Annotated in this window: 17 protein-coding genes and 2 pseudogenes; 2 read left to right on the top strand and 17 right to left on the bottom strand. The window is 43.0% G+C overall.

Annotation, left to right across the window (positions count from 1 at the left end; translation table 11 throughout):
* Positions 1 to 258 precede the first annotated feature (258 nt).
* From PYS62_RS07160 to PYS62_RS07205, 10 genes are all read right to left on the bottom strand, one after another.
* Positions 259 to 1,128 carry a BRO family protein gene (locus tag PYS62_RS07160; protein ID WP_066713861.1) on the bottom strand — a complete coding sequence of 290 codons (870 nt, stop codon included), beginning with the start codon at positions 1,126 to 1,128 and terminating at the stop codon, positions 259 to 261.
* Between the two features lie 107 nt (positions 1,129 to 1,235).
* Positions 1,236 to 2,261 carry an alpha/beta fold hydrolase gene (locus tag PYS62_RS07165; RefSeq protein WP_066713864.1) on the bottom strand — a complete coding sequence of 342 codons (1,026 nt, stop codon included), beginning with the start codon at positions 2,259 to 2,261 and terminating at the stop codon, positions 1,236 to 1,238.
* Between the two features lie 342 nt (positions 2,262 to 2,603).
* Positions 2,604 to 2,969, bottom strand: coding sequence for a hypothetical protein (locus tag PYS62_RS07170; protein WP_082714310.1), 366 nt, complete (start codon positions 2,967 to 2,969; stop codon positions 2,604 to 2,606).
* Positions 2,970 to 3,495: 526 nt separating this feature from the next.
* A complete protein-coding gene (locus tag PYS62_RS07175; RefSeq protein ID WP_066713869.1) occupies positions 3,496 to 3,975 on the bottom strand; it encodes an ABC transporter permease in 480 nt (159 codons plus the stop codon).
* Between the two features lie 137 nt (positions 3,976 to 4,112).
* The gene (locus PYS62_RS07180; RefSeq protein ID WP_066713872.1) at positions 4,113 to 5,051 is read right to left on the bottom strand and encodes an alpha/beta hydrolase; all 939 of its coding nucleotides are present in this window, start codon (positions 5,049 to 5,051) and stop codon (positions 4,113 to 4,115) included.
* Between the two features lie 161 nt (positions 5,052 to 5,212).
* Entirely contained in the window at positions 5,213 to 6,010 is a 798-nt protein-coding gene (locus PYS62_RS07185; protein WP_066713875.1) for an MBL fold metallo-hydrolase, read from the bottom strand.
* A 442-nt stretch (positions 6,011 to 6,452) separates the two neighbouring features.
* The gene (locus PYS62_RS07190) at positions 6,453 to 6,776 is read right to left on the bottom strand and encodes a type II toxin-antitoxin system RelE/ParE family toxin (protein WP_066713877.1); all 324 of its coding nucleotides are present in this window, start codon (positions 6,774 to 6,776) and stop codon (positions 6,453 to 6,455) included.
* Positions 6,776 to 7,078: a type II toxin-antitoxin system RelB/DinJ family antitoxin gene (locus tag PYS62_RS07195; protein ID WP_315574204.1), complete on the bottom strand. Its 303-nt coding sequence runs from the start codon at positions 7,076 to 7,078 to the stop codon at positions 6,776 to 6,778. The genes PYS62_RS07190 and PYS62_RS07195 overlap by 1 nt, the downstream gene beginning before the upstream one ends.
* A gap of 214 nt (positions 7,079 to 7,292) precedes the next feature.
* On the bottom strand, positions 7,293 to 7,943 hold the full coding sequence (locus PYS62_RS07200) for a hypothetical protein (RefSeq protein ID WP_066713881.1): 651 nt from the start codon (positions 7,941 to 7,943) through the stop codon (positions 7,293 to 7,295).
* An 82-nt stretch (positions 7,944 to 8,025) separates the two neighbouring features.
* Entirely contained in the window at positions 8,026 to 8,631 is a 606-nt protein-coding gene (locus PYS62_RS07205) for a CadD family cadmium resistance transporter (protein WP_315573393.1), read from the bottom strand.
* A 251-nt stretch (positions 8,632 to 8,882) separates the two neighbouring features.
* Here PYS62_RS07205 and PYS62_RS07545 point away from each other — a divergent pair.
* Positions 8,883 to 10,055: pseudogene (locus PYS62_RS07545) on the top strand (IS110 family transposase).
* A gap of 149 nt (positions 10,056 to 10,204) precedes the next feature.
* On the opposite strand, the gene PYS62_RS07220 reads toward PYS62_RS07545, so the two are convergent.
* The 6 genes and pseudogenes from PYS62_RS07220 to PYS62_RS07245 form a co-directional block, all read right to left on the bottom strand.
* The gene (locus tag PYS62_RS07220) at positions 10,205 to 11,941 is read right to left on the bottom strand and encodes an ABC transporter ATP-binding protein (RefSeq protein ID WP_066713995.1); all 1,737 of its coding nucleotides are present in this window, start codon (positions 11,939 to 11,941) and stop codon (positions 10,205 to 10,207) included.
* A complete protein-coding gene (locus PYS62_RS07225) occupies positions 11,934 to 13,715 on the bottom strand; it encodes an ABC transporter ATP-binding protein (protein ID WP_066713991.1) in 1,782 nt (593 codons plus the stop codon). The genes PYS62_RS07220 and PYS62_RS07225 overlap by 8 nt, the downstream gene beginning before the upstream one ends.
* A gap of 40 nt (positions 13,716 to 13,755) precedes the next feature.
* Positions 13,756 to 14,463 carry a TetR/AcrR family transcriptional regulator gene (locus PYS62_RS07230; RefSeq protein WP_315574096.1) on the bottom strand — a complete coding sequence of 236 codons (708 nt, stop codon included), beginning with the start codon at positions 14,461 to 14,463 and terminating at the stop codon, positions 13,756 to 13,758.
* Between the two features lie 49 nt (positions 14,464 to 14,512).
* Positions 14,513 to 16,083: pseudogene (locus PYS62_RS07235) on the bottom strand (recombinase family protein).
* Positions 16,083 to 16,505, bottom strand: a complete 423-nt coding sequence (locus PYS62_RS07240) for a serine integrase family protein (protein ID WP_066713985.1) — start codon at positions 16,503 to 16,505, stop codon at positions 16,083 to 16,085. Before PYS62_RS07240 ends, PYS62_RS07235 begins: the two are co-directional and overlap by 1 nt.
* A 1-nt stretch (position 16,506) precedes the next feature.
* On the bottom strand, positions 16,507 to 16,998 hold the full coding sequence (locus PYS62_RS07245; protein ID WP_315574097.1) for a hypothetical protein: 492 nt from the start codon (positions 16,996 to 16,998) through the stop codon (positions 16,507 to 16,509).
* Positions 16,999 to 17,124: 126 nt separating this feature from the next.
* Between PYS62_RS07245 and PYS62_RS07250 the strand changes: the two genes are divergently transcribed.
* Complete coding sequence (locus PYS62_RS07250) at positions 17,125 to 18,039, top strand: recombinase family protein (protein WP_315574206.1); 915 nt, start codon at positions 17,125 to 17,127, stop codon at positions 18,037 to 18,039.
* 55 nt (positions 18,040 to 18,094) lie between these two features.
* On the opposite strand, the gene PYS62_RS07255 is transcribed toward PYS62_RS07250, so the two are convergent.
* Positions 18,095 to 18,313, bottom strand: coding sequence for a hypothetical protein (locus PYS62_RS07255; RefSeq protein ID WP_156422960.1), 219 nt, complete (start codon positions 18,311 to 18,313; stop codon positions 18,095 to 18,097).
* Between the last annotated feature and the right edge of the window lie 157 nt (positions 18,314 to 18,470).

Raw genomic sequence — 18,470 nt, forward strand, 5'->3', positions numbered from 1 at the left:
CATGCGCACATAATTATGTGAAAATAGCTGTTTCAAAAGAAATTTATACAAAACTAACAGAGAGCGTACAAAATCCAAGGTGCACGAGGGAAACACCTGTCTGCTCTTGACATGCAATTTCACATGAATTATATGATGAATAACTGCTAAGTAGTTGGAATAGCAAGCATCTGGACTCATTAGCAGGAAATTATATCACAGGAAATCTTATTTACACACTCTTTCAATATTTTAATTCAAGTCTTGTCTTATATTGCTTCATTCATCCTCTTCCGGCTCATCTGCTTTTTTCGGAAGTTCTTTAGCCACATCGCTTATCAGTTGGCCGAAGTCGATGGTGTTTTTAGGGGTTATTACCGGCTCACCTGTTTCCTTTTCAAGTGTTTCCCTTGCTACCTTCGCTACATTTCCGCCACGCTTTGCCGCTTTTTTATTTTCTTCTAAACCTTGTGGATTGGAAGATTCGGTTATATCTTTTGTAGCTGTTTCCGCCAGCATATTGAGGATAAGCTCCGTGGTGGACATATTGTCTCTGAGGTTCTGCTTTTTCAGGCCCTTGAAGTCTTTATATTCTCTCGTCGTCATGCCCGACCAGGCTTTAGAGATTTCATTGGTAAGTATGGCATATTCCATACCTTCTTTTACACCGTGGTCTTGCCAAGCATCAGTCAGTTCTTTTCTCACCTGAATCGCCTGAAGGAGCTGGTTTATCCATTCTCTTGAATAGCCTTTTCTTAAATAGGTTTCCAGGGCTCTTTCGATGGTAAGCTCAGGATCTACGATTTCATCTAGCCTTTCCTTTCCAACTTCCGCCAGCCATATCTTAAATGGTTCTGCCTTAGGGGATGGAACGGACTGAATAATACGGAATATCCCCTGCATATCAGCGGCATCGGTTTCTCGCATTTTGCCATCTGCTGCGAGCATTTTTAACCCGTGACAAAATTTCACGACTTCGCTGCCTTCCTCTTTTAATCTCTGCTTCAACTTTCTCCAGTAAGCACCTGCATCCTTACTGTCAGTTAATGTCCCCACAACATCAACTACGCTAAAATACCATTCTTCCTTTTCCGCATCCCACGCAGAACGGATTTTATTACCTTCAAATATTTTGATCTCGTTATTCATCTTACCTGCTCCTAAAATGACGATCGTTTTATTCCTTGCTGAACTCTACAATGTCATCCATCTACTGCCCGTATTCAATTTATGAAAAGACGAAAAATGGTAATGATTTATTTATGATTTTCTTTTAAGAAAGCATCAATAGTTTTTCTTGATTCACTTCTTGCTTTATCATTGCCTTCAATTGTTCCACCTGTCGCAATTCTAATTCTTCCTAGATTTAAAACACCATTGCCTGCAAATATATGTCCTGCTCCTTTATAAGAATAAATCTTTGCATTAGGGTTTTGGTCTTTTATTTTTTTTGCCATGGCAAAGCTATCCCACATCAAATCATCTTCGCCTGCTATCATTAATATATTTGCTTTAACATTTTTGACCGGTATTAGTTTTTCTTGGCTTGAGGAGTCTTGTTCTATTGCACTTTCATAAGTTTCTTTATAACTAATAGGACTTTTAATTATAGTTGGAACAATAATATTTTTTAGAAATGAGTTAAATGATGATTGTTTTATATCTATATATGGAAGTTCCTTTCCTTTATATGTCCATGATGAACCATAATCTTTAAAATCTAGACCGGCGAAATTATAAGATGAAGGTGCTATTAAAATCAGATTATCTATTTCAGAATATTTGCTAGCTAAATTAAGGGCATATTCTGCACCTTTTGACGCTCCCAAAACACTTATTGGCTTATTGTCTTTTATATTTTTATTTATATAATTGATGATATCTTCAAATTGTTCTAAAGGGATTTTTCTCAGAGTTTGTTCTTGGTTTTTCATGCCGAACATAAATAGTGCAAAGGTTTCATATCCCTCTTCAGCCAATCTTTTAGCAGTTTCAAAATTTGGACTTCCCTCAGAACCTCCAAAACAAATTACAAGACCCTTATGTGATTTTTCCTTAGGTATAAATCTAAAGCCTTGCATCCTACCCTCATCTACATAAGTTACATCAACTCCGTCAATATCTGTAGGGTATAGACTTATATTAGTAACATCATTATAATATTCAGGAGATTTCAAAGCATTGGTATCTTTATACCTATGGTCGTTATATATCCTAAGACTAAAAACTAAAACTACTAAAATAATAACAACTGAAAATATTCCAAAAAACATTTTCTTCATTTTATTCATTTCCTTTAAAATAGTATGCAGAGATCTATGGGAGCTTGATGAGATTTCTTCACGCTATTACTCCTTATAATCAAAAGACCCAACTTGGTCCGCATTATTAAGAGGCGTGTCGGGTACTGTTAATTGCTATGATATGCCATTGGCGGTTATTTGTCAATTTTAATGTATTAGTTCTATCAATACCCAATCAAAATTTCACCCCCGGGAAGTAAAAAATAACCAATTAAAATTTCACCCCCCCGGTAACGAACAATTGCCGGGAAGAATTAGGAACAAATTAGTTATTTAGATTAAAATACAAGGGTGGAAAGATTATCTATGTCTCAAAAAGAATTAAATCGTTTGCATGTCCTTAAATCCTGCCTGCCGGGGTACCTTGAAGTTCTTAGACAGCCACTCACCACTTTCGGTATTCCGCAAGCTCTCTATCCTGACAGATACAGTGTATTCTTCGTCAATCCCAAAAAAGAACAAGATCTTTTCCATATCGAGTTGCAGTAAACTGATAATGAAGAATATCCTTATTTTCATCAGAGCTTTGAATTTTTCTGTTTCCTTACAAAGTGCATTCAACATATCATAGTGTTTTTTTAACTTTAAAATATACTCTTGTAATCCTGACTCATGTTTTTCTTTTGTTGAAAAGCCCATAAAGTATAATTTAGCCAATTCAGGATTTTTGCTGTTCTGTATTTCCATTGGAGCGGATACCCACTCAATGAAATTTTGTTTTCCACTATCCGTTATTGAATAAAATTTTTTATAGCAGCTTGTATACTTCCCATACTGCTACTATACATCAAATTAAATGGAGCTTCATACCAGATATATCCTATAAGGGCTGTATAGTAGAGCTTTTCAGCTTTGCTTATTCCTCGCTTCCTAAATCGTTCTTTGTATCTCCACACACCATATCAATACAAACATAAACATCAATATAATTTTTCAGGACTTTTTTTCGTCCTCCATCGCCATCTTCATTAAAGACATAATGCTTGTAAAACTGCTTAAAATGCAGGATTCTTACTATTTCACTCTTTGTATCAAGACTGCCTGATGATAACCCAGCATCAAGAAAAGAGCCTTAACTCTCGTTGCAGGATGGAAGCGGGCAACGAGAATGCCGTATAATGGTGCAGGTCAAATATCAAAGATTACAGCTATTGTCATTCTGACTGGAGCGGCTCGTATGATATCCATAAATCACTCTCACAATGGTTGTTGGTCAAAATAGAGTCAATAAATACCCGTCAAGCACAGCGACAAAAAAATATAAAACCAGCGCTCTTAAAAAAGCTTCAATGTGTTTTTTAGGATTTTGGTAGAGTTCCTTTTGCGGTATTTTTAATAACCTGATCCTTTTTGTGTTTCTCCACCATAGTAGATCAATAACGATAAGGTCAAAAGCATTTAACGTCTCGCCTGAAATCAGCAAGCATATAAAATTATGCATAAAGCTCGTCTGACGGATTACTATTCCAAAAAATAAAAACAAAACGGTAAACAGTAAAAAATTCGCGATCCATGCGACGAATCTGCCTGTTTCCTTATATTTCCCCTGATACTCTTCAATCTCTTTGATTTGCTTTTGAACTTCGTCAGGATAGGACATGTAATTTCTCAAATTTTTCTCATCCGTGCCGGTACCCAAAAAACAGAGCGCAAAAAATGCAGAGCATAAAATGACGGTTTCAATTACAAGCATAGATTTTCAAATCTCTTCTTTCCATACGTTTCACCGATGACCTATTATCCATAACAGGCTATTTGTCTTGAGTTATCCTTCTATAAATAAGAACTCTGACTTCTCGCATCTCCAAATTCCTCTTCTTCGTCTTTAGATTAAGATTTCAATAATTCAACAATTTGATCCTGCGCCTCTCTTCCCTCTCTAAAAAACCTCGCCATAGGATAGCAGTGACACATTCCTTTACCTACAACGATTTCATAGGGGATATGGTATTTTTCCATTGCTTTTCTAAATTCTCCCGCAAAGGCGTAGAGGCATTCATTTTCGCCGTAATAAAAATATGTTTTCGGAAAGCCGGTAAAATCTCCTACCGTTCCGTCTAACATATATTCCGGTAAATCTTCATCTCCCTTTAAAATTTCTCTTGCAGTTTTAATATATGTAGGTTCAATCATTATGTCTTTATGGTTAAGTTCATTTAATCTCTCCCATATTCCCTTATTTTTGTCAAGACTTACAGCGGGAATTCCGCCCGGAGAAACTGAAATAATTTTACCGGGCATTTTAAGAGGTCTGCCTAAAGCATTATTATGTAAAAAAATTCCGATAGATAGGCAGGCACCCGATGAAAATCCAAGTACGCTGATATTTTCCGCCTTATAAGTTTCTGTCATTAACTTATAGGTTTCAAAACAAACTTCATAGGTTTTATTCACCTTTATATCCTCTGAACAAAGAGGATAAAATAAAAACCAAACATCTTTACCCGTCTTTTCCATGATTCTTTCTGCCAAAGGAAAATCCAACTTGTTCGGTTGTGTAATCATTCCTCCGCCGAAGAGATAGAGAACCGCCCCATCGGCATAATTTTCATTTTTCTGATATGAAATCAGCCTGTATCCCATAACATCTCTGTCGTAAAGATAATAATTTTTTCTCTTTGCCCGCTTCATTGCCTTATCTAAATCAAATACTTCTTTTACATTTTCTCCCTTTGCATACTCAAGCATCTCTTCTTTGTTCTTTAAAAACATTTTTTTGACATTTAATAGTCTCACTATTCCTGACGCAATTTTATAATTCAAGCTCATTTTATTTACTCCTTTAAGCATGAAGGCTTTACAGTTTTGATAGACGCAAACGCAAGCTCATCGTCTTTTTCCCCCGTCGGCATTCTTCATTGAAAGTCGGCTGATGAAGTTTGCGCGCTTACCAAGTATTTCACAAATTCCGAAAAATGAGTTTTTTAATTTTATTTCTTCTCAAACGGATTATATTCCCCATCTTTATGAAACGGTGTTCTCTTGCCAAATACTGCACTTTGGTCAATATGTGCAAATATTTGTTCTGAATAAGCATGCATGCCGCTGTGACCTGTACAAACATATAACAGCTTACGCCCCTCCAATTTATGCTTAAGCTTGCGTAAAGACTCTTTATTTCTGCGTGGATTTTGTGTGAAAAAATCAAAAAAGGCATAGCCCCCATCTTCATTGATGGCGAGACAGTCCCCCGATACCATAATTTTATCATCCACAATATAAACGGTATGTCCTATCGTATGACCCGGTACGGAGATAGCCTCCACTTTTATTCCCTCAACTTCGAATATCGTATTGCCTTTAATCGGTATCCAGCCTTCAGCAATCTGCACACAATTAAAAAAGATGGCCTTTCTGCGAATTTCTCGCGTCATATACTTGTTTTCTTCCTCGCCCATATAAACTTTGGCATTTGGAAAAATATTGCGCCCGCTTTTATCAATGCCGCCCGCATGATCGGTATCTAAATGAGTCAAAAACAAGTGATTAATGTCTTCCGGCATGATATCTATTTTCTGAAATTCTTCGTCCATACCCTTATAGTTGATATGACCGCTGTCAAAAGTAACCGTTTTTCCATTTTTAGAATAAAACCAGAAATTTACATCATATTCTCGGATGCAGCTTATTCCTTCTTGTAGTACACCTGTTTCTTCCGGCTTACAATAATATTTACCACGCATGGTAAGGGGTTTTATCTTATCATCGAAAAAATATAACAATCTCATAATCTTACATATCCTTTTTTGAACACTATTATTTCAAACAAGAAAAGATTACTCCAGAATGGAGAATTATAAAACCTCACTACACAAGCCGGGTGCAAAGTGGGTGCATCTTTTAACGTTAACATCCTGTGCACTCAACCTCAGAGCGTCGACATGTTCCCTCAAACAGCCAAACCGCACTCAAAAACCGTAAGAACCCAGCCTAAAGCCGCTTCGCATTAAACCTTTTAACGATAGTCCTCACTAAGCCTTGCTACACAAGGGCAAATTTGCACCCACCTAATCAGCCCTTGACATCAATACAACACTCTCAACGTGGATTGAGAGAACTCCTAGTATAGCTACACTTTTTTGAGTGCACACTATGGATATTGGGTGCACTTTTTAACGATAGGAAAAGCTATCGTTAAAAGGTTTAAGATTGGCTTGGCAGCGCATTACATTACAACTGTTCCAGTTGCTTAGCCCGGTCTCTTCTCACGTAAATAACCGCGAGTATTTGAACTTCTTTTCTATTCTCATCAACCCAAAAGTAAATGTAATAATTTTTTACGCGTATTTTTCTAAAACCAAGCTCACCCCACGGCTGCTCATCTATACACTTCACACGATAAGGCACCGTCTGTAAAGACATCATCTCCGACTTCAACAGCTCAAGTATTCTTTTAGCTATTATCGGCTCTTTTAGCTCCGTTGCGATATATTCTCGAATAAGTGCAAGATGCTCTTTCGCCTGACGGGTAACTTTTATCTTATACTCATCCATTAAAGACCTCGTTCAAGCTCTTCAAAAACATCATCTATCGGATAACTATCACCACGAACTGCCTGATCATAACTTTTAGCCATCAACGCGTTAAACGTTTTCTCACCCATATCATCTTGCGCCGGAAGTGACTTTGGAATAGTAAGCGAAAACGGAATACCATTATTAAGAATGATTTGACGATAAAACATGTCAATAGCAGTAGCTCTAGGAATTCCAATTGTTTCCAGAATCTGCTCCGCCTGCTGCTTAATATTTTCTTGTATTCTTACATTCACATTCGCTGTCTTAGTAACTGCCATATCAATCAACCTCCATACACACATCATAAAATACTGTATCGCATATTGCAACACAATTTACATGAATAAGATTCCTCGACTGTCATACACGATTTTTATGTTCGCATTACTGCATCAGATAGCACGATCAAGCGCCATGATGGTGGAGAAGCTCTGCTTATTTTCTCGTTTGAGCCTGAACGTAAAAATATCGGATAAAGGGAAGGAAATGAATTTACACCAAAGTGAGGGCTTGACCCTTATCCTTTGTCTTAGTTAAGGAGCTATGGTAGTAATAACAGCTTCGACTTAGACTGAGCCTTTTGCAGATAAAAGACAGTGAGTAGACATCTTTAAGGGCGCCAACGATCACTGTCTTTTCTCTGTTCTTGAGAGTTTTTAGGTTGGCGCCTTGGTCTTTTTTTATTACGTTAAGAGTTTCTCTTAGAAGATCGACTTCAAACTGCAAGTCTTTTACCTGGGCCTTAAGCTCATCTAACTGGCTTGTTTGGTCGTTTTTGTCTTCAGGAGAACTCAACATAGGCTTGTTGTTAGAGGTTTCCATAAGTCTATATGAGCCTTCTTGTTGGTTACGGTTACACCACCTTATTATAGTTGGTTGACTGTAACCTATCTCTTGGGAAATATCGTGAAGCGTTCTTTTGTGTATCAGACGTTGTCTTACAGCATATTGCCTGGTTTGCCAAGATGCATGCTTAAACGTTCTCCGATGTAGGTGCAGATTAGGTTCTTGAGCTACATATTTATCAATCCATTTTGCAAGCGTAACAAAGGTTGGATACCCCAGGCACTTACGCACGTTAGTGATGGATTTAAGTTGTTGGTAAAGTGCTATAGCAGTTTCAATTTGTTGTGTCGAATACATGACATGTATCGAGTGTCAAACTGTCCAAGTTTTTGTCCGCACCCCCTTTCCTTTAATAGGTCTGAAATATACAAATAGACTATTAACTTGTGATTAGTGATATTAAATAATTAATAGTTCCATTTTCAATCAATATATAGAGACCGAGTCCAATAAACACGACAGGTACAATTACTTTTTCGTACTTTTCCACAGTCTCTCCGATAGCAGAAATTGAGGCGAGATTTTGAGATAATTTGCATAGAATCAAAATCCCTAAGGCAAATATTACTAAACTTATACTAATCTCAATCAAACTCTTTCCTGTAAAATAGGGGATATAAATTCCTAAATTATCTCCACCCATTGCTACTGTTAAACTTGTAAATGCTAAGATTTTTGATCCATCTCCGGTAATTTTTCCCTCGATATCTTCTTCATCAATATCTTCATCCACAAAAATTGCTCTTATACCAAGACCTAGCGGAATTAGGCCAAGGAGTCCGATAATCCAATCTTGTGGAATAAAATTTAAAAAGTAAGCGGCAATAAGACTAGCCAGTACAAGCAGTCCTGTACCTAAATACTGCCCTACATAAATTGATTTCAAACCTTTCTTTCCTTGACTAGCGAATAAAATAGTCAAAACAACTAAGTAGTCAATGGATGTAGAAACAAAAACTAATAAAGCGGATACTATTGTTTCCATTATTTCTCCTCGTATTATTAGATTTGTAGTTTTTATAGACCCTCAGCAAGGTCTTATAATCTCTAACAGACGCTGTGGATTAGTATTTATCTCCTAACGCATAGACGTTTTAAGAAAGGCAATAACCACAGCCGTTTGTTTAAGCGGTAATTAGTTAGATAACGCATGACGTTTTATGTAGCACGAGGTTACGTGAGAACAAACAAGTCTGTGGGGCAATACAGTGTCTAATTTTTTACTGGAGGTCTGCTATGTTTTACGCAGGAATTGATGTAGCCATGGATAAACACGACTGTGTTATCCTAGATGCTAATGGCAAGTGTTTCATTGAAGTATTTACCTTCAAGAACAGTCGTGACGGTTTTGAACAGCTCATGAAGGTGCTCCATTCCTGTTCTAAGAAACCAACCAACATAAAAGTAGGGCTTGAATCGACAGGTCACTACAGCGATAATCTTCTGGCTTTCTTGAACAGTGTCGGTTACAAGCCCATTCTGCTCAACCCGTTACATACCAATCTTTTCAGAAAAGGTCAGAACCTTAGAAAGACGAAAACTGATCACGTCGATGCGCATACCATTGCCACTATGCTGAGAATCGAAGATCTCAAGTCCTACTCACAGCCATTTTACCATTTATCCGAACTAAAATCACTAACCCGTTATCGAGCGACCCTTGTTGCCGATTGCTCTAGTAAGAAAGTTTCTCTCGTCAGACTTTGCCAAATTCTCTTTCCCGAACTGAAGAGCCTCGTTCCCAGTCTTCACATGAATTCTGTATACCAACTTCTCTCAGAGTTACCCTCTGCTGACAAAATTGCCAACTGTAATCTCACACATCTCATTCATCTTCTTGCATCAGCTTCAAAGGGACATTACGGCCGCGTTAAGGCTCTTTCCATAAGAGATGCTGCTTGTTCTTCCATCGGTATAAAAAGCTGAGTAAAAGAATTGGAACTCCAACAAACTATAGCTCTTATTCAAGTCTATCAACAGCAAATTGAAGAGATAGAGTCAGAGATCAATGAGCTCATGAGTAAGATCGACAGTCCCATTACTTCTGTCCCTGGTATCGCCAACAAAATGGCTGCCGTCATTATCAGTGAGACCAACAACTTCAAGGATTTCAATTCTGCTGAGCAGGTTCTTGCTTATGCAGGACTGGATCCCTCTGTTTACCAGTCGGGACAGCTTACTTCTACGCATTCTAAAATGGTGAAAAGAGGTTCAAAATACCTGCGCTATGCCATCTTTAATGCTACTAAATACGTATGTCATTGGGACTCAACGTTCAATGCGTATTTAGCAAAGAAACGGGCAGAAGGTAAACCCTACAATGTTGCTGTCTCCCATGCTGCCAAGAAACTCACTCGCGTTCTCTTTCATTTGGTGAAAGCAAACGTTGCCTTTATTCCTCTGGCTTAAACCGCTACCTTATACGACTTATTTGCCAAGCACCTCGTGGTGCTTATTTCGTTATGCAATTATCAAGGTTCTTTTTATCCGATTTGCATTTCTGCATTTTCATGCTTTTTCTTCTTGACTTTTAATAGTTAGTCTTTCTTTGTTCTATTTTATGCTATCTTCCAGCTGACAGCACTGCGTCTGCCGGAAACAAAGTTCCTATAAATTCCATCTTCCCGAATCAGTGATTCATGCGTGCCCTGCTGCACGATCCTGCCTTTATCGATCACGATGATCTGATCCGCATGACGAACGGTCTTCAATCTGTGTGCGATCATAATGATCGTCTTTTCTCTGGTCAAATTTTCAATGGCCTGCGTAAGCTCCTTTTCGTTTTCTGGATCAACATTGGCAGTTGCTTCGTCCAGAATAATGATCGGAGCATCTTTCATGATCGCTCTGGCTATGGCGATCCGCTGTTTTTCACCGCCGGAAAGCGTTGCGCCACCTTCTCCGATCATAGTTTCATACCCATCAGGAAGTCCCATGATAAAGTCGTGCGCGGAAGCTTTCTTTGCAGCTTCGATTACATCTTTCATCGGTGCATCCGGCCTTCCAAATCGGATATTGTTCGCAATGGTATCCTCAAACAGATAGACCCTCTGGAAGACAAAGCTGAAATTCTCCATCAAAGAATCGAAGCTGTAATCCTTGACATCTTTTCCTCCAAGCGTCACCTTTCCGTCCTGTACATCCCAGAATCTGGCAATCAGAGATGTAACCGTGGTTTTGCCGCCTCCGGAGGGTCCGACAATTGCTGTCGTTGTCTTTTCCTTGATGTCAAGTGTGAGATCATCGATAATCTTTCTGTTCTCATAGGCAAAGCTTACATGGTCAAGATGGATATCGTGATTTTCCGGCTTAATATCCTCACCGTTAATGTCCATCTGCTGTACGGAAAGAATCTCATTGGCAAGGTCAACACACCTTCCGATCACTCTCAGAAGTGCTGTGTATACGCCTGCCAGATCCAGCATTTCAAACAGGATAAAGGAACAAAGCAGCATTGTGATCGTGTAATTCAGTGCCATCGTTCCGTTTATGCAGAAGTAAACGGATGCTCCTGCAATCACCACACCCGTCAGCTTGCACACAAGCTGCTGAAGGCCTACCATGGGGATCGCCGCAGTCTCGGCGCTGATATCCGCTTTTCTTTTTCGATCGATTGCTTTTTCCAGTCTGCTGTTGTTCGCGCTCACCAGATTGTAATTACGGATTTCGGCAATCCCCTGAATATATTCAAGCACTACGCCGACCATATCCTTATCTGCCTGAAGCTTCTCCTCCGCAACTCTCGCTACGTTTCTGTTGGTGAATATATTGACCACGCAGAAAACGACAATGCCAATCAATCCGATCACTGCGATACGCACATCAAACGCAAACAGCCCGATACCGATGATGACCGTAGTTATGGAGCCTTGTAAAATCATCATGACGGCACGTGTCGCGATATCCCCCAGCTGCTCCATAGAATTTGTAGTGACAGATGTGATGTGACCGAGACTGGTGTCGTTGAAGTACCCCATCGGGAGGTATCTCAAATGCTCCCCGATCTCGATTCGCTTACCGGCCGCCGTATTATATCCGGCCTCCGTCTGCATCATCTGTGAATAGCGGTTGATGATCATCTTTCCCACTGTGGAGATCAGCATGAGACCAATAACGACCAGGATCTCCTTTGTCCCTATGTCCCTGTTCAGAACCGCCGTCACAGTAAAGAACGCAGCAGGGATCTTCATAGCGGTAAAGACAGCGTCCAACACACCCAGCGCTAGGGCCTTATAAAACTTATTCCTGTTCTCCGTATTGCAGAAATCGAAGAACTTCTTCAGCATTTTAAGCATGGGCAACCTCCTCTCTGACAGCGGATGCCGTATAATCCGTGTCCGCGTCTCTTGCCTCGCTGTGGGCCTCCCACATCTTCTGATAAAGCGGACAGCCTGCAATAAGCTCGTTGTGCGTTCCTGCCGCCTCTATATTTCCCTCATTTACGACAAAGATCTTATCGGCACTTGTGATGGTAGACAGTCTGTGAGCAATGACGATCAGCGTTTTTCCCTGAACGAGCTTAGCCACGCTCATTTGAACAAGGGTTTCGTTTTCGGGATCCGTATAGGCAGTAGCCTCGTCCAGAATCACCACCGGCGCGTCTTTCAGCATGGCTCTTGCGATGCAGATACGCTGTCTTTCGCCTCCGGAAAGGTGTCCTCCAGCGCCGCCGACAACCGTATCGTATCCATGCTCCAGTCCCAGAATGAACTCATGGCAGCCAGTAGCCTTTGCTGCATTTATAATGTCTTCTTCAGATGCACCCTTGCGGCCGAGCCTGATATTTTCCAGAACGCTCATGTCAAACAGGTAGTTGTCCTGTGCTACATAAGAAATCTGACTCGCATAGTAATCCAGCGGCAGATTTCGGATATCCACACCACCATAGGTGATGCTTCCGCTGTCTACATCCCACAGGGAGTCGATGAGCCTTGCGATGGTGCTCTTTCCTGAGCCGGAGGGTCCCACGATCGCTGTAACGTCACCCTGTTTGATCTCCATATTCACGCCATGGAGCACTTCCTTTTCCTTGTATGTAAAGCGGACGTCACTCAGTTTGATATCAGAGCCCTCCGGCTGCTCTGTCAATGCGGCGGGTCTTTCCATGTCCTTTCTTTCCAGTATCTCCGTCACTTCTCCGAATATCGCACTCATCTTTGAGATGTCATCGGTGTAGGAGAAAGCCACTACAAGCGGAGTGACAAGTCCGGCCGAAAGGATGACCCCAGTGATAAAATCCGAAGCAGTAAGGCTCCCGCCTCTGACCAGCAGAAGTCCGACCGGAAGCACGCCAAGAAGCGTTGCGGGCGTGAATGAAAGGCTTCCCGACGACCACCAGATGCAGCGCCTCATCCAGTCGATAAAGCAGCTTGCGCCTTCTTTGGCGGCAGTAACGAATTTTTCATAAGAGCTCTTGGATTTACCGAAAGCCTTGATCACTTCGATCCCGTTGATGTATTCCACTGCCGTATCATTCAGTTTTTTTGTTTTTTCCAGCGTCAGCTGAAAGCTTTCGCCGCTGCCTTTCATCATGCCGGCAACAAAAAAAAGTCCGATCACGACAGGGATCAGATTTGCCAGTCCCATTCGCCAGTCAATCGTAAGAAGATAAATGAACATAATGAGCGGGAGCAAAAGATTTGCCGTGAATTCCGGGATGATGTGTGCCATGGTTGTTTCCATGGCATCCACTCGTTCCACGATGATATTTTTATAAGTTCCGCTGTGATCATCCAGAATGGAGCCGAGCGGTATCCTCGAAAGCTTTGCGGTCAGTTGTTTGCGGATCCCGCCAAGCACGGTAAAGGTTGCCACATGAGACAGCGTAGTGGATGATGAGTGAAGTGCGACTCTTATGATCCAGCAAACAACCATCAGTGTTACCTGTCTAAGGTAATATGACCAGTCCGCGCCGCCTGTTATCAATTTCTCCACAACGTCTGCGATCAGCAGATAGGGTATGAAGGATGCCACGACACCAAGGATCGCGAGCAGCACGCTGCCTACGAAGAATCCTCCTCGCCGTCCGGCAAACTCCATTACCCAAGAGATCGTGCTTTTTTTCTTCATTCAGATTGCCTCCTGTTTTTATGAATATGAATTATTGATGTCAGAATCCGAGAAACTTACGCCAACCCTCAGTAAAGAACATGGCGACGGTATAGGCATAGTGTCTCGCCTCATCATACGAAAAATCGTGTTTTAGCATTTCAAGAATGCATGAATACTCTGAGGTTAAAAGAAGATGCATTTCTCTGCCATCCACATGCTCTACATGAACTCCGGGCTTTTCCAGCCCGCTCATAAACAGCAGCGTATATTTTTGGACTTTCGTAACAAGGTCATGCAGGAAGTTTTCATACTTTGTTCCTTCGCTTCCGCAGAAGAGGAGCCTCTGTTCATCGATGTCTTCGTAGATCATATCCACTATCATTCCAAGCTGCCGGTCGTCTTCCCACATGGCTTCCAGCCCATGATCCCATGCGGTCGATGTCTGCCTGATTCTCTCCGTGTCGCAAAATCGATTCCACTTCTCTACAACAGGACCGACTACTGCTTCAAATATCTCTTCTTTATTCGAATAATGCCTGTATAACGCCGTAGCGGAAATCCCGACTTGTGAGGCAATGCTCCGCATCGACGCGTCCTCGAATCCTCTTTTTATAAACTCTTTTTTTGCGACCTCAAGGATCTTGTCTTTCGTGTCCATTTGCTTTCCCCCTAAAGATATGTTAACGTCGTAAACGTTGACAACGTTAACATTATAGTTAGGTATCGCTGACTTGTCAAGAAGATTCTTGATCCTATATCCCAACATAAGTATTAGACACTCCGTCGCAGCGAAGTGTCTCTGCATCCTTATTCTCTTATGCCTCCACATCGATTGTAAAACCCGACTTGAACTCCACTGTCAGCTTTTCATCGTGGACTGTGATCTTCTCAATCAGCCGTCTGACCAGCGTTTCGGAGTGTTCCGTGACCGCCGCATTCTGCCCATCAAGGAAGGCAGAAAGGTCATCGATGCGTTCCTTCAGCTCCGTGTTCTTCGCCGCCTTCGTCAGGATATCCTGCCGCTCCTGCCGGAGGCTGATAATGGCATCTCCGATCTCATCGATCATCGTCTGGTTTTTCCCGGCTTTCAGCAGTTCCTCCTGTTTTGCCTTTACGGCTACATCGATCTCGGCAAGTTGCTCTTCCGTGTCCTCATTCAAGACCGAGCGGATGTTTTCCTGCAAGACGGGGAGGAGGTAATCCCTTCTCGACCAGGCATCGTTGATTGCCATGACCACCGCCTCCTGCAGGTCTTCTTCGTGAATCGTCCTTGCCGGGCAGTCAATACCGCTGCTTTTCTTCAGTACCCGGCTCACGCACCGCCAGACCGTGGACTTGCATCCCCGGTTGTTCCATTTAATCCTGCGGAAGATGTCCCCACAGTGTCCGCAGAACACCAAGCTCGAAAGAGCGTACCGTGAACTGTAGATCCGCTTCTTTCCATCCGTCAGGATGTTAGCCCTTCGTGCGATTTCTGCCTGCACCCGGAGATAAACATCCTTTGCGATGATCGCCTCATGGCTGCCTTCCACATAGTACTTCGGCGCAAGGCCGTTATTGGCCACTCGTTTCTTATCGAGTGTATTTACCGTATAGGTCTTTTGCAGGAGTGCATCCCCGATGTATTTTTCATTGATGAGGATCTGCCGGATATTACTTTCATGCCACTTAGCGTTCCCCGCACCGTTCAGGATGCCATCCGCCTCCAGCCCCCTTTGATTTGGAGAAAACTGGCTCCATCCATGTATTCAGCATAAATGCGCCGAACGATATCCGCCTCTTCCGGAACGATGATAAGTTTTCCTTCATCATCTTTTGTGTATCCAAGAAACCGATTATGGTTGACCTGCACCTTGCCTGCCTGATTTCGGAACTGAATGCCGAGCCGGACGTTTGCCGACAGGGATTCCGATTCCTGTTGGGCAAGCGCCGCCATAATAGTCATAAGGACCTCTCCCTTGGCGTCAAGGGAATTGATATTCTCCTTCTCGAACAGGATTGCAATATTAAGATCCTTCAATTCTCTTGTATATTTCAGGCAGTCTACCGTATTTCGGGAGAAGCGACTGATGGACTTAGTCAGTATCATATCGACTTTTCCATCCCGGCAGTCCTGTATCATGAGGTTGAAGGATTCCCTTTTTGCTGTATTCGTTGCACTGATCAAGTCGTCCGCGTACACCTCAACCAGTTCCCATTCCAGATTGCTTTTGATATAGGAAGTGTAATGCTCGACTTGCATCTCATAACTGGATTCCTGCTCCTCAAATTCCGTAGAAACGCGGCAGTAGGCTGCTACCCTGGTTTTCTGCACCTTCTCCGTTTTCTTCTGCGCCCCGATGGTGCGCTTTGGCGGGATAACTGTGACATTTCCTGCAATCTGCATTATCCGTTCACCCCATTTCTTATCAGGCTGTAGGCGTACTCCGCCTGCCTGACTGGATCTTCATATTTCAGCGTGATTTTTGGAGCGGAAAACTTTGTATAAACCGTTCCTTTCGGCGCGCCTTTCCCTTTGTTCCTGTTACGCCCCAGCGCCTTCTCCCGGCGTATTCGTTCCGCTTCGACCCTGTCGGCCATTTCCTTCGTCAGCATCGGCGGGTAAAAGCCATCGCCGAGATACCGCTCATTCTGTATCAGACGTTTGACCCCGCAGTGGCTCATGGTCAGCCCCACCGATGCCGCCGCCTTTATAAAAGACATCCCGGACAGGTAATTTTCACATATCCGCCGGATAACGGCGGCCTGTTTTTCATTGACCACAGCCCTGCCACCGATGATGTCATAGCCGTATGGTGTATGTTCCATGTCATATCCTTTCCCGGAAAACGGCTCCGCACTTCATGGCAAATCCAATCTCCGTTCTTTTATAAACCACGATGTGATCAACTTGCTCCGTAAAGAGCGCGTCATCAAATTCCGTAAGGGTTCTGCCCTTCGCCGTGTACTTCAGAAGCTGCTCGAGAGTCTCCTGCCTTTCATGCGATCCGCTTACCTGCGCGGTCAGGAGATTCTGCTCGTTTGTGAGCCTCTGCGCTTCTTCCACAAGAGTATCGCTTTCTTCCGCATACACCGCCGGATCGAGAAGCCCCTTCGTGAAGAACTGCGTGATCTGCGCCCTGCGCTCAGCGTTCTTTTCCAGAAGGGATTCCAGTTTGGAAAGCCTGTCCAGTGTATCGGTTTTCATGCCTTCTTTCAGCATTTCCACGTATGGGAGGAGGACTCTGCTCCTGCCCCATGTCAGCTTGTTCATCATCGTGGCGCATGCCGCCTTCACTGGTTCCTCTGGTATGGACTTCATAACGCAGGCGTTCTTATCATCCACATGGCTCGATTGCTCCAGATTGATGTCAGATTTTCGCGGTCGTTCGCGGGAATTTATCAAAGCGTGTTTTTGCCTCGAAACACACCGATTTTTACCCTTGGTATGGATAAGATTGCAGACGGGCTTATGGCTGACGGTATCCTCACCGGCGCTGGCAAGACAAAATGTCACACCAGCACTATCAACAAGATCCTCCTCAACGAGAAGTACATCGGTGACGCGCTCCTGCAAAAGACTTACATCACAGATTTTCTGACGAAGAAGCGCATCAAAAACAACGACACCGTCCCGCAGTACTATGTGAAAGGCGACCACGAGGCCATCATCCCGAAGGACATCTTCCTTCGGGTGCAAGAGGAGCTGGTCCGCAGGCGCGTGGTCCATACCAGCGACAACGGCAAACGGCGCTGCTACTCCTGCAAGCACTGTTTCGCGCAGATCGTTTTCTGTGGCGAGTGCGGCGAATTTTACCGGCGTGTCCACTGGAACAACCGAGGCTGCAAGTCCATCGTCTGGCGGTGCTGCAGCCGCTTGGAGGCCACCGGCCACGCTTGCCACAACCGGACAGTCAATGAAACGCTTCTGGAACAGGTGGTAATCGATGCCATTAACCGGGTGCTCTGCCAGAAGGACGATTTCCTGCAAACGCTACGGGCGAACATAGCTACGGTAGTCCTGCAGGGTGATGCCCTCTCACCGGATGTCATAGACGAGCGGCTGAACAAGCTGCAAAAAGAGCTCCTGAAGAAGGTTAACCAGAAGGACGATTACGACGCCATCGCGGATGAGATTCTCCGCCTCCGGGATCAGCGCAGGCAGGCCGAGGTGGACAGCGTCATCAAGGATGAACAGATGAAGCAAATCCGGGACCTGCAGGATTTCGTCAAGAGCCAGCCTGCCACCATCACAGAGTTTGATGAGACACTGGTCAGCCGCCTAATTGAAAAGATCACCGTCTTCGATGACCACTTTACCGTAGACTTCAAATCCGGCATCACAATCGACATAGAGGCATAAAACAAGGCTCCCATACTACCGTTGATGGCAGTGTGGGAGCCTTGGCCTGTCTCTGTTATCCCATTTTCTTCTTGAAGAAGATGGCCAAAATAACACATACAATGATTCCAATAGCATATGGGATTGCAGTAAAAAAAGCAGCAGATGCAGGGGCACTATAACCGGCATATTGAATACCCCACTTCATGTCGGAGTAGTTATATGCAACAACGGCGCACATAACATCAGACAGAAGAACTGCCATAACCAAAAATACAGTAGATAAAGCCTTCATAAAGATCCTCCTTATTTGTTAGATGTACTCTTAAGGAGCAAAACTGCGCCGGCAATTATGGCCGCAAGGCAGATAATCAGAAATATTCCATCTCCGTCTATGGTAATCATTGATGAATCACTGATTTGGCTTGACGTTGATGGCATAAAAATTGAAA

This window comes from Amygdalobacter nucleatus (genome assembly GCF_029167365.1).
Classification (GTDB): Bacteria; Bacillota; Clostridia; order Saccharofermentanales; family Fastidiosipilaceae; genus Amygdalobacter; species Amygdalobacter nucleatus.

Coding starts and splice junctions, on each gene's coding strand:
- PYS62_RS07160 (WP_066713861.1), bottom strand. CDS start 1,128: ATGAATAACGAGATCAAAATATTTGAAGGTAATAAAATCCGTTCTGCG.
- PYS62_RS07165 (WP_066713864.1), bottom strand. CDS start 2,261: ATGAAGAAAATGTTTTTTGGAATATTTTCAGTTGTTATTATTTTAGTA.
- PYS62_RS07170 (WP_082714310.1), bottom strand. CDS start 2,969: ATGGAAATACAGAACAGCAAAAATCCTGAATTGGCTAAATTATACTTT.
- PYS62_RS07175 (WP_066713869.1), bottom strand. CDS start 3,975: ATGCTTGTAATTGAAACCGTCATTTTATGCTCTGCATTTTTTGCGCTC.
- PYS62_RS07180 (WP_066713872.1), bottom strand. CDS start 5,051: ATGAGCTTGAATTATAAAATTGCGTCAGGAATAGTGAGACTATTAAAT.
- PYS62_RS07185 (WP_066713875.1), bottom strand. CDS start 6,010: ATGAGATTGTTATATTTTTTCGATGATAAGATAAAACCCCTTACCATG.
- PYS62_RS07190 (WP_066713877.1), bottom strand. CDS start 6,776: ATGGATGAGTATAAGATAAAAGTTACCCGTCAGGCGAAAGAGCATCTT.
- PYS62_RS07195 (WP_315574204.1), bottom strand. CDS start 7,078: ATGGCAGTTACTAAGACAGCGAATGTGAATGTAAGAATACAAGAAAAT.
- PYS62_RS07200 (WP_066713881.1), bottom strand. CDS start 7,943: ATGTATTCGACACAACAAATTGAAACTGCTATAGCACTTTACCAACAA.
- PYS62_RS07205 (WP_315573393.1), bottom strand. CDS start 8,631: ATGGAAACAATAGTATCCGCTTTATTAGTTTTTGTTTCTACATCCATT.
- PYS62_RS07220 (WP_066713995.1), bottom strand. CDS start 11,941: ATGCTTAAAATGCTGAAGAAGTTCTTCGATTTCTGCAATACGGAGAAC.
- PYS62_RS07225 (WP_066713991.1), bottom strand. CDS start 13,715: ATGAAGAAAAAAAGCACGATCTCTTGGGTAATGGAGTTTGCCGGACGG.
- PYS62_RS07230 (WP_315574096.1), bottom strand. CDS start 14,463: ATGTTGGGATATAGGATCAAGAATCTTCTTGACAAGTCAGCGATACCT.
- PYS62_RS07240 (WP_066713985.1), bottom strand. CDS start 16,505: ATGGAACATACACCATACGGCTATGACATCATCGGTGGCAGGGCTGTG.
- PYS62_RS07245 (WP_315574097.1), bottom strand. CDS start 16,998: ATGAAGTCCATACCAGAGGAACCAGTGAAGGCGGCATGCGCCACGATG.
- PYS62_RS07250 (WP_315574206.1), top strand. CDS start 17,125: ATGGATAAGATTGCAGACGGGCTTATGGCTGACGGTATCCTCACCGGC.
- PYS62_RS07255 (WP_156422960.1), bottom strand. CDS start 18,313: ATGAAGGCTTTATCTACTGTATTTTTGGTTATGGCAGTTCTTCTGTCT.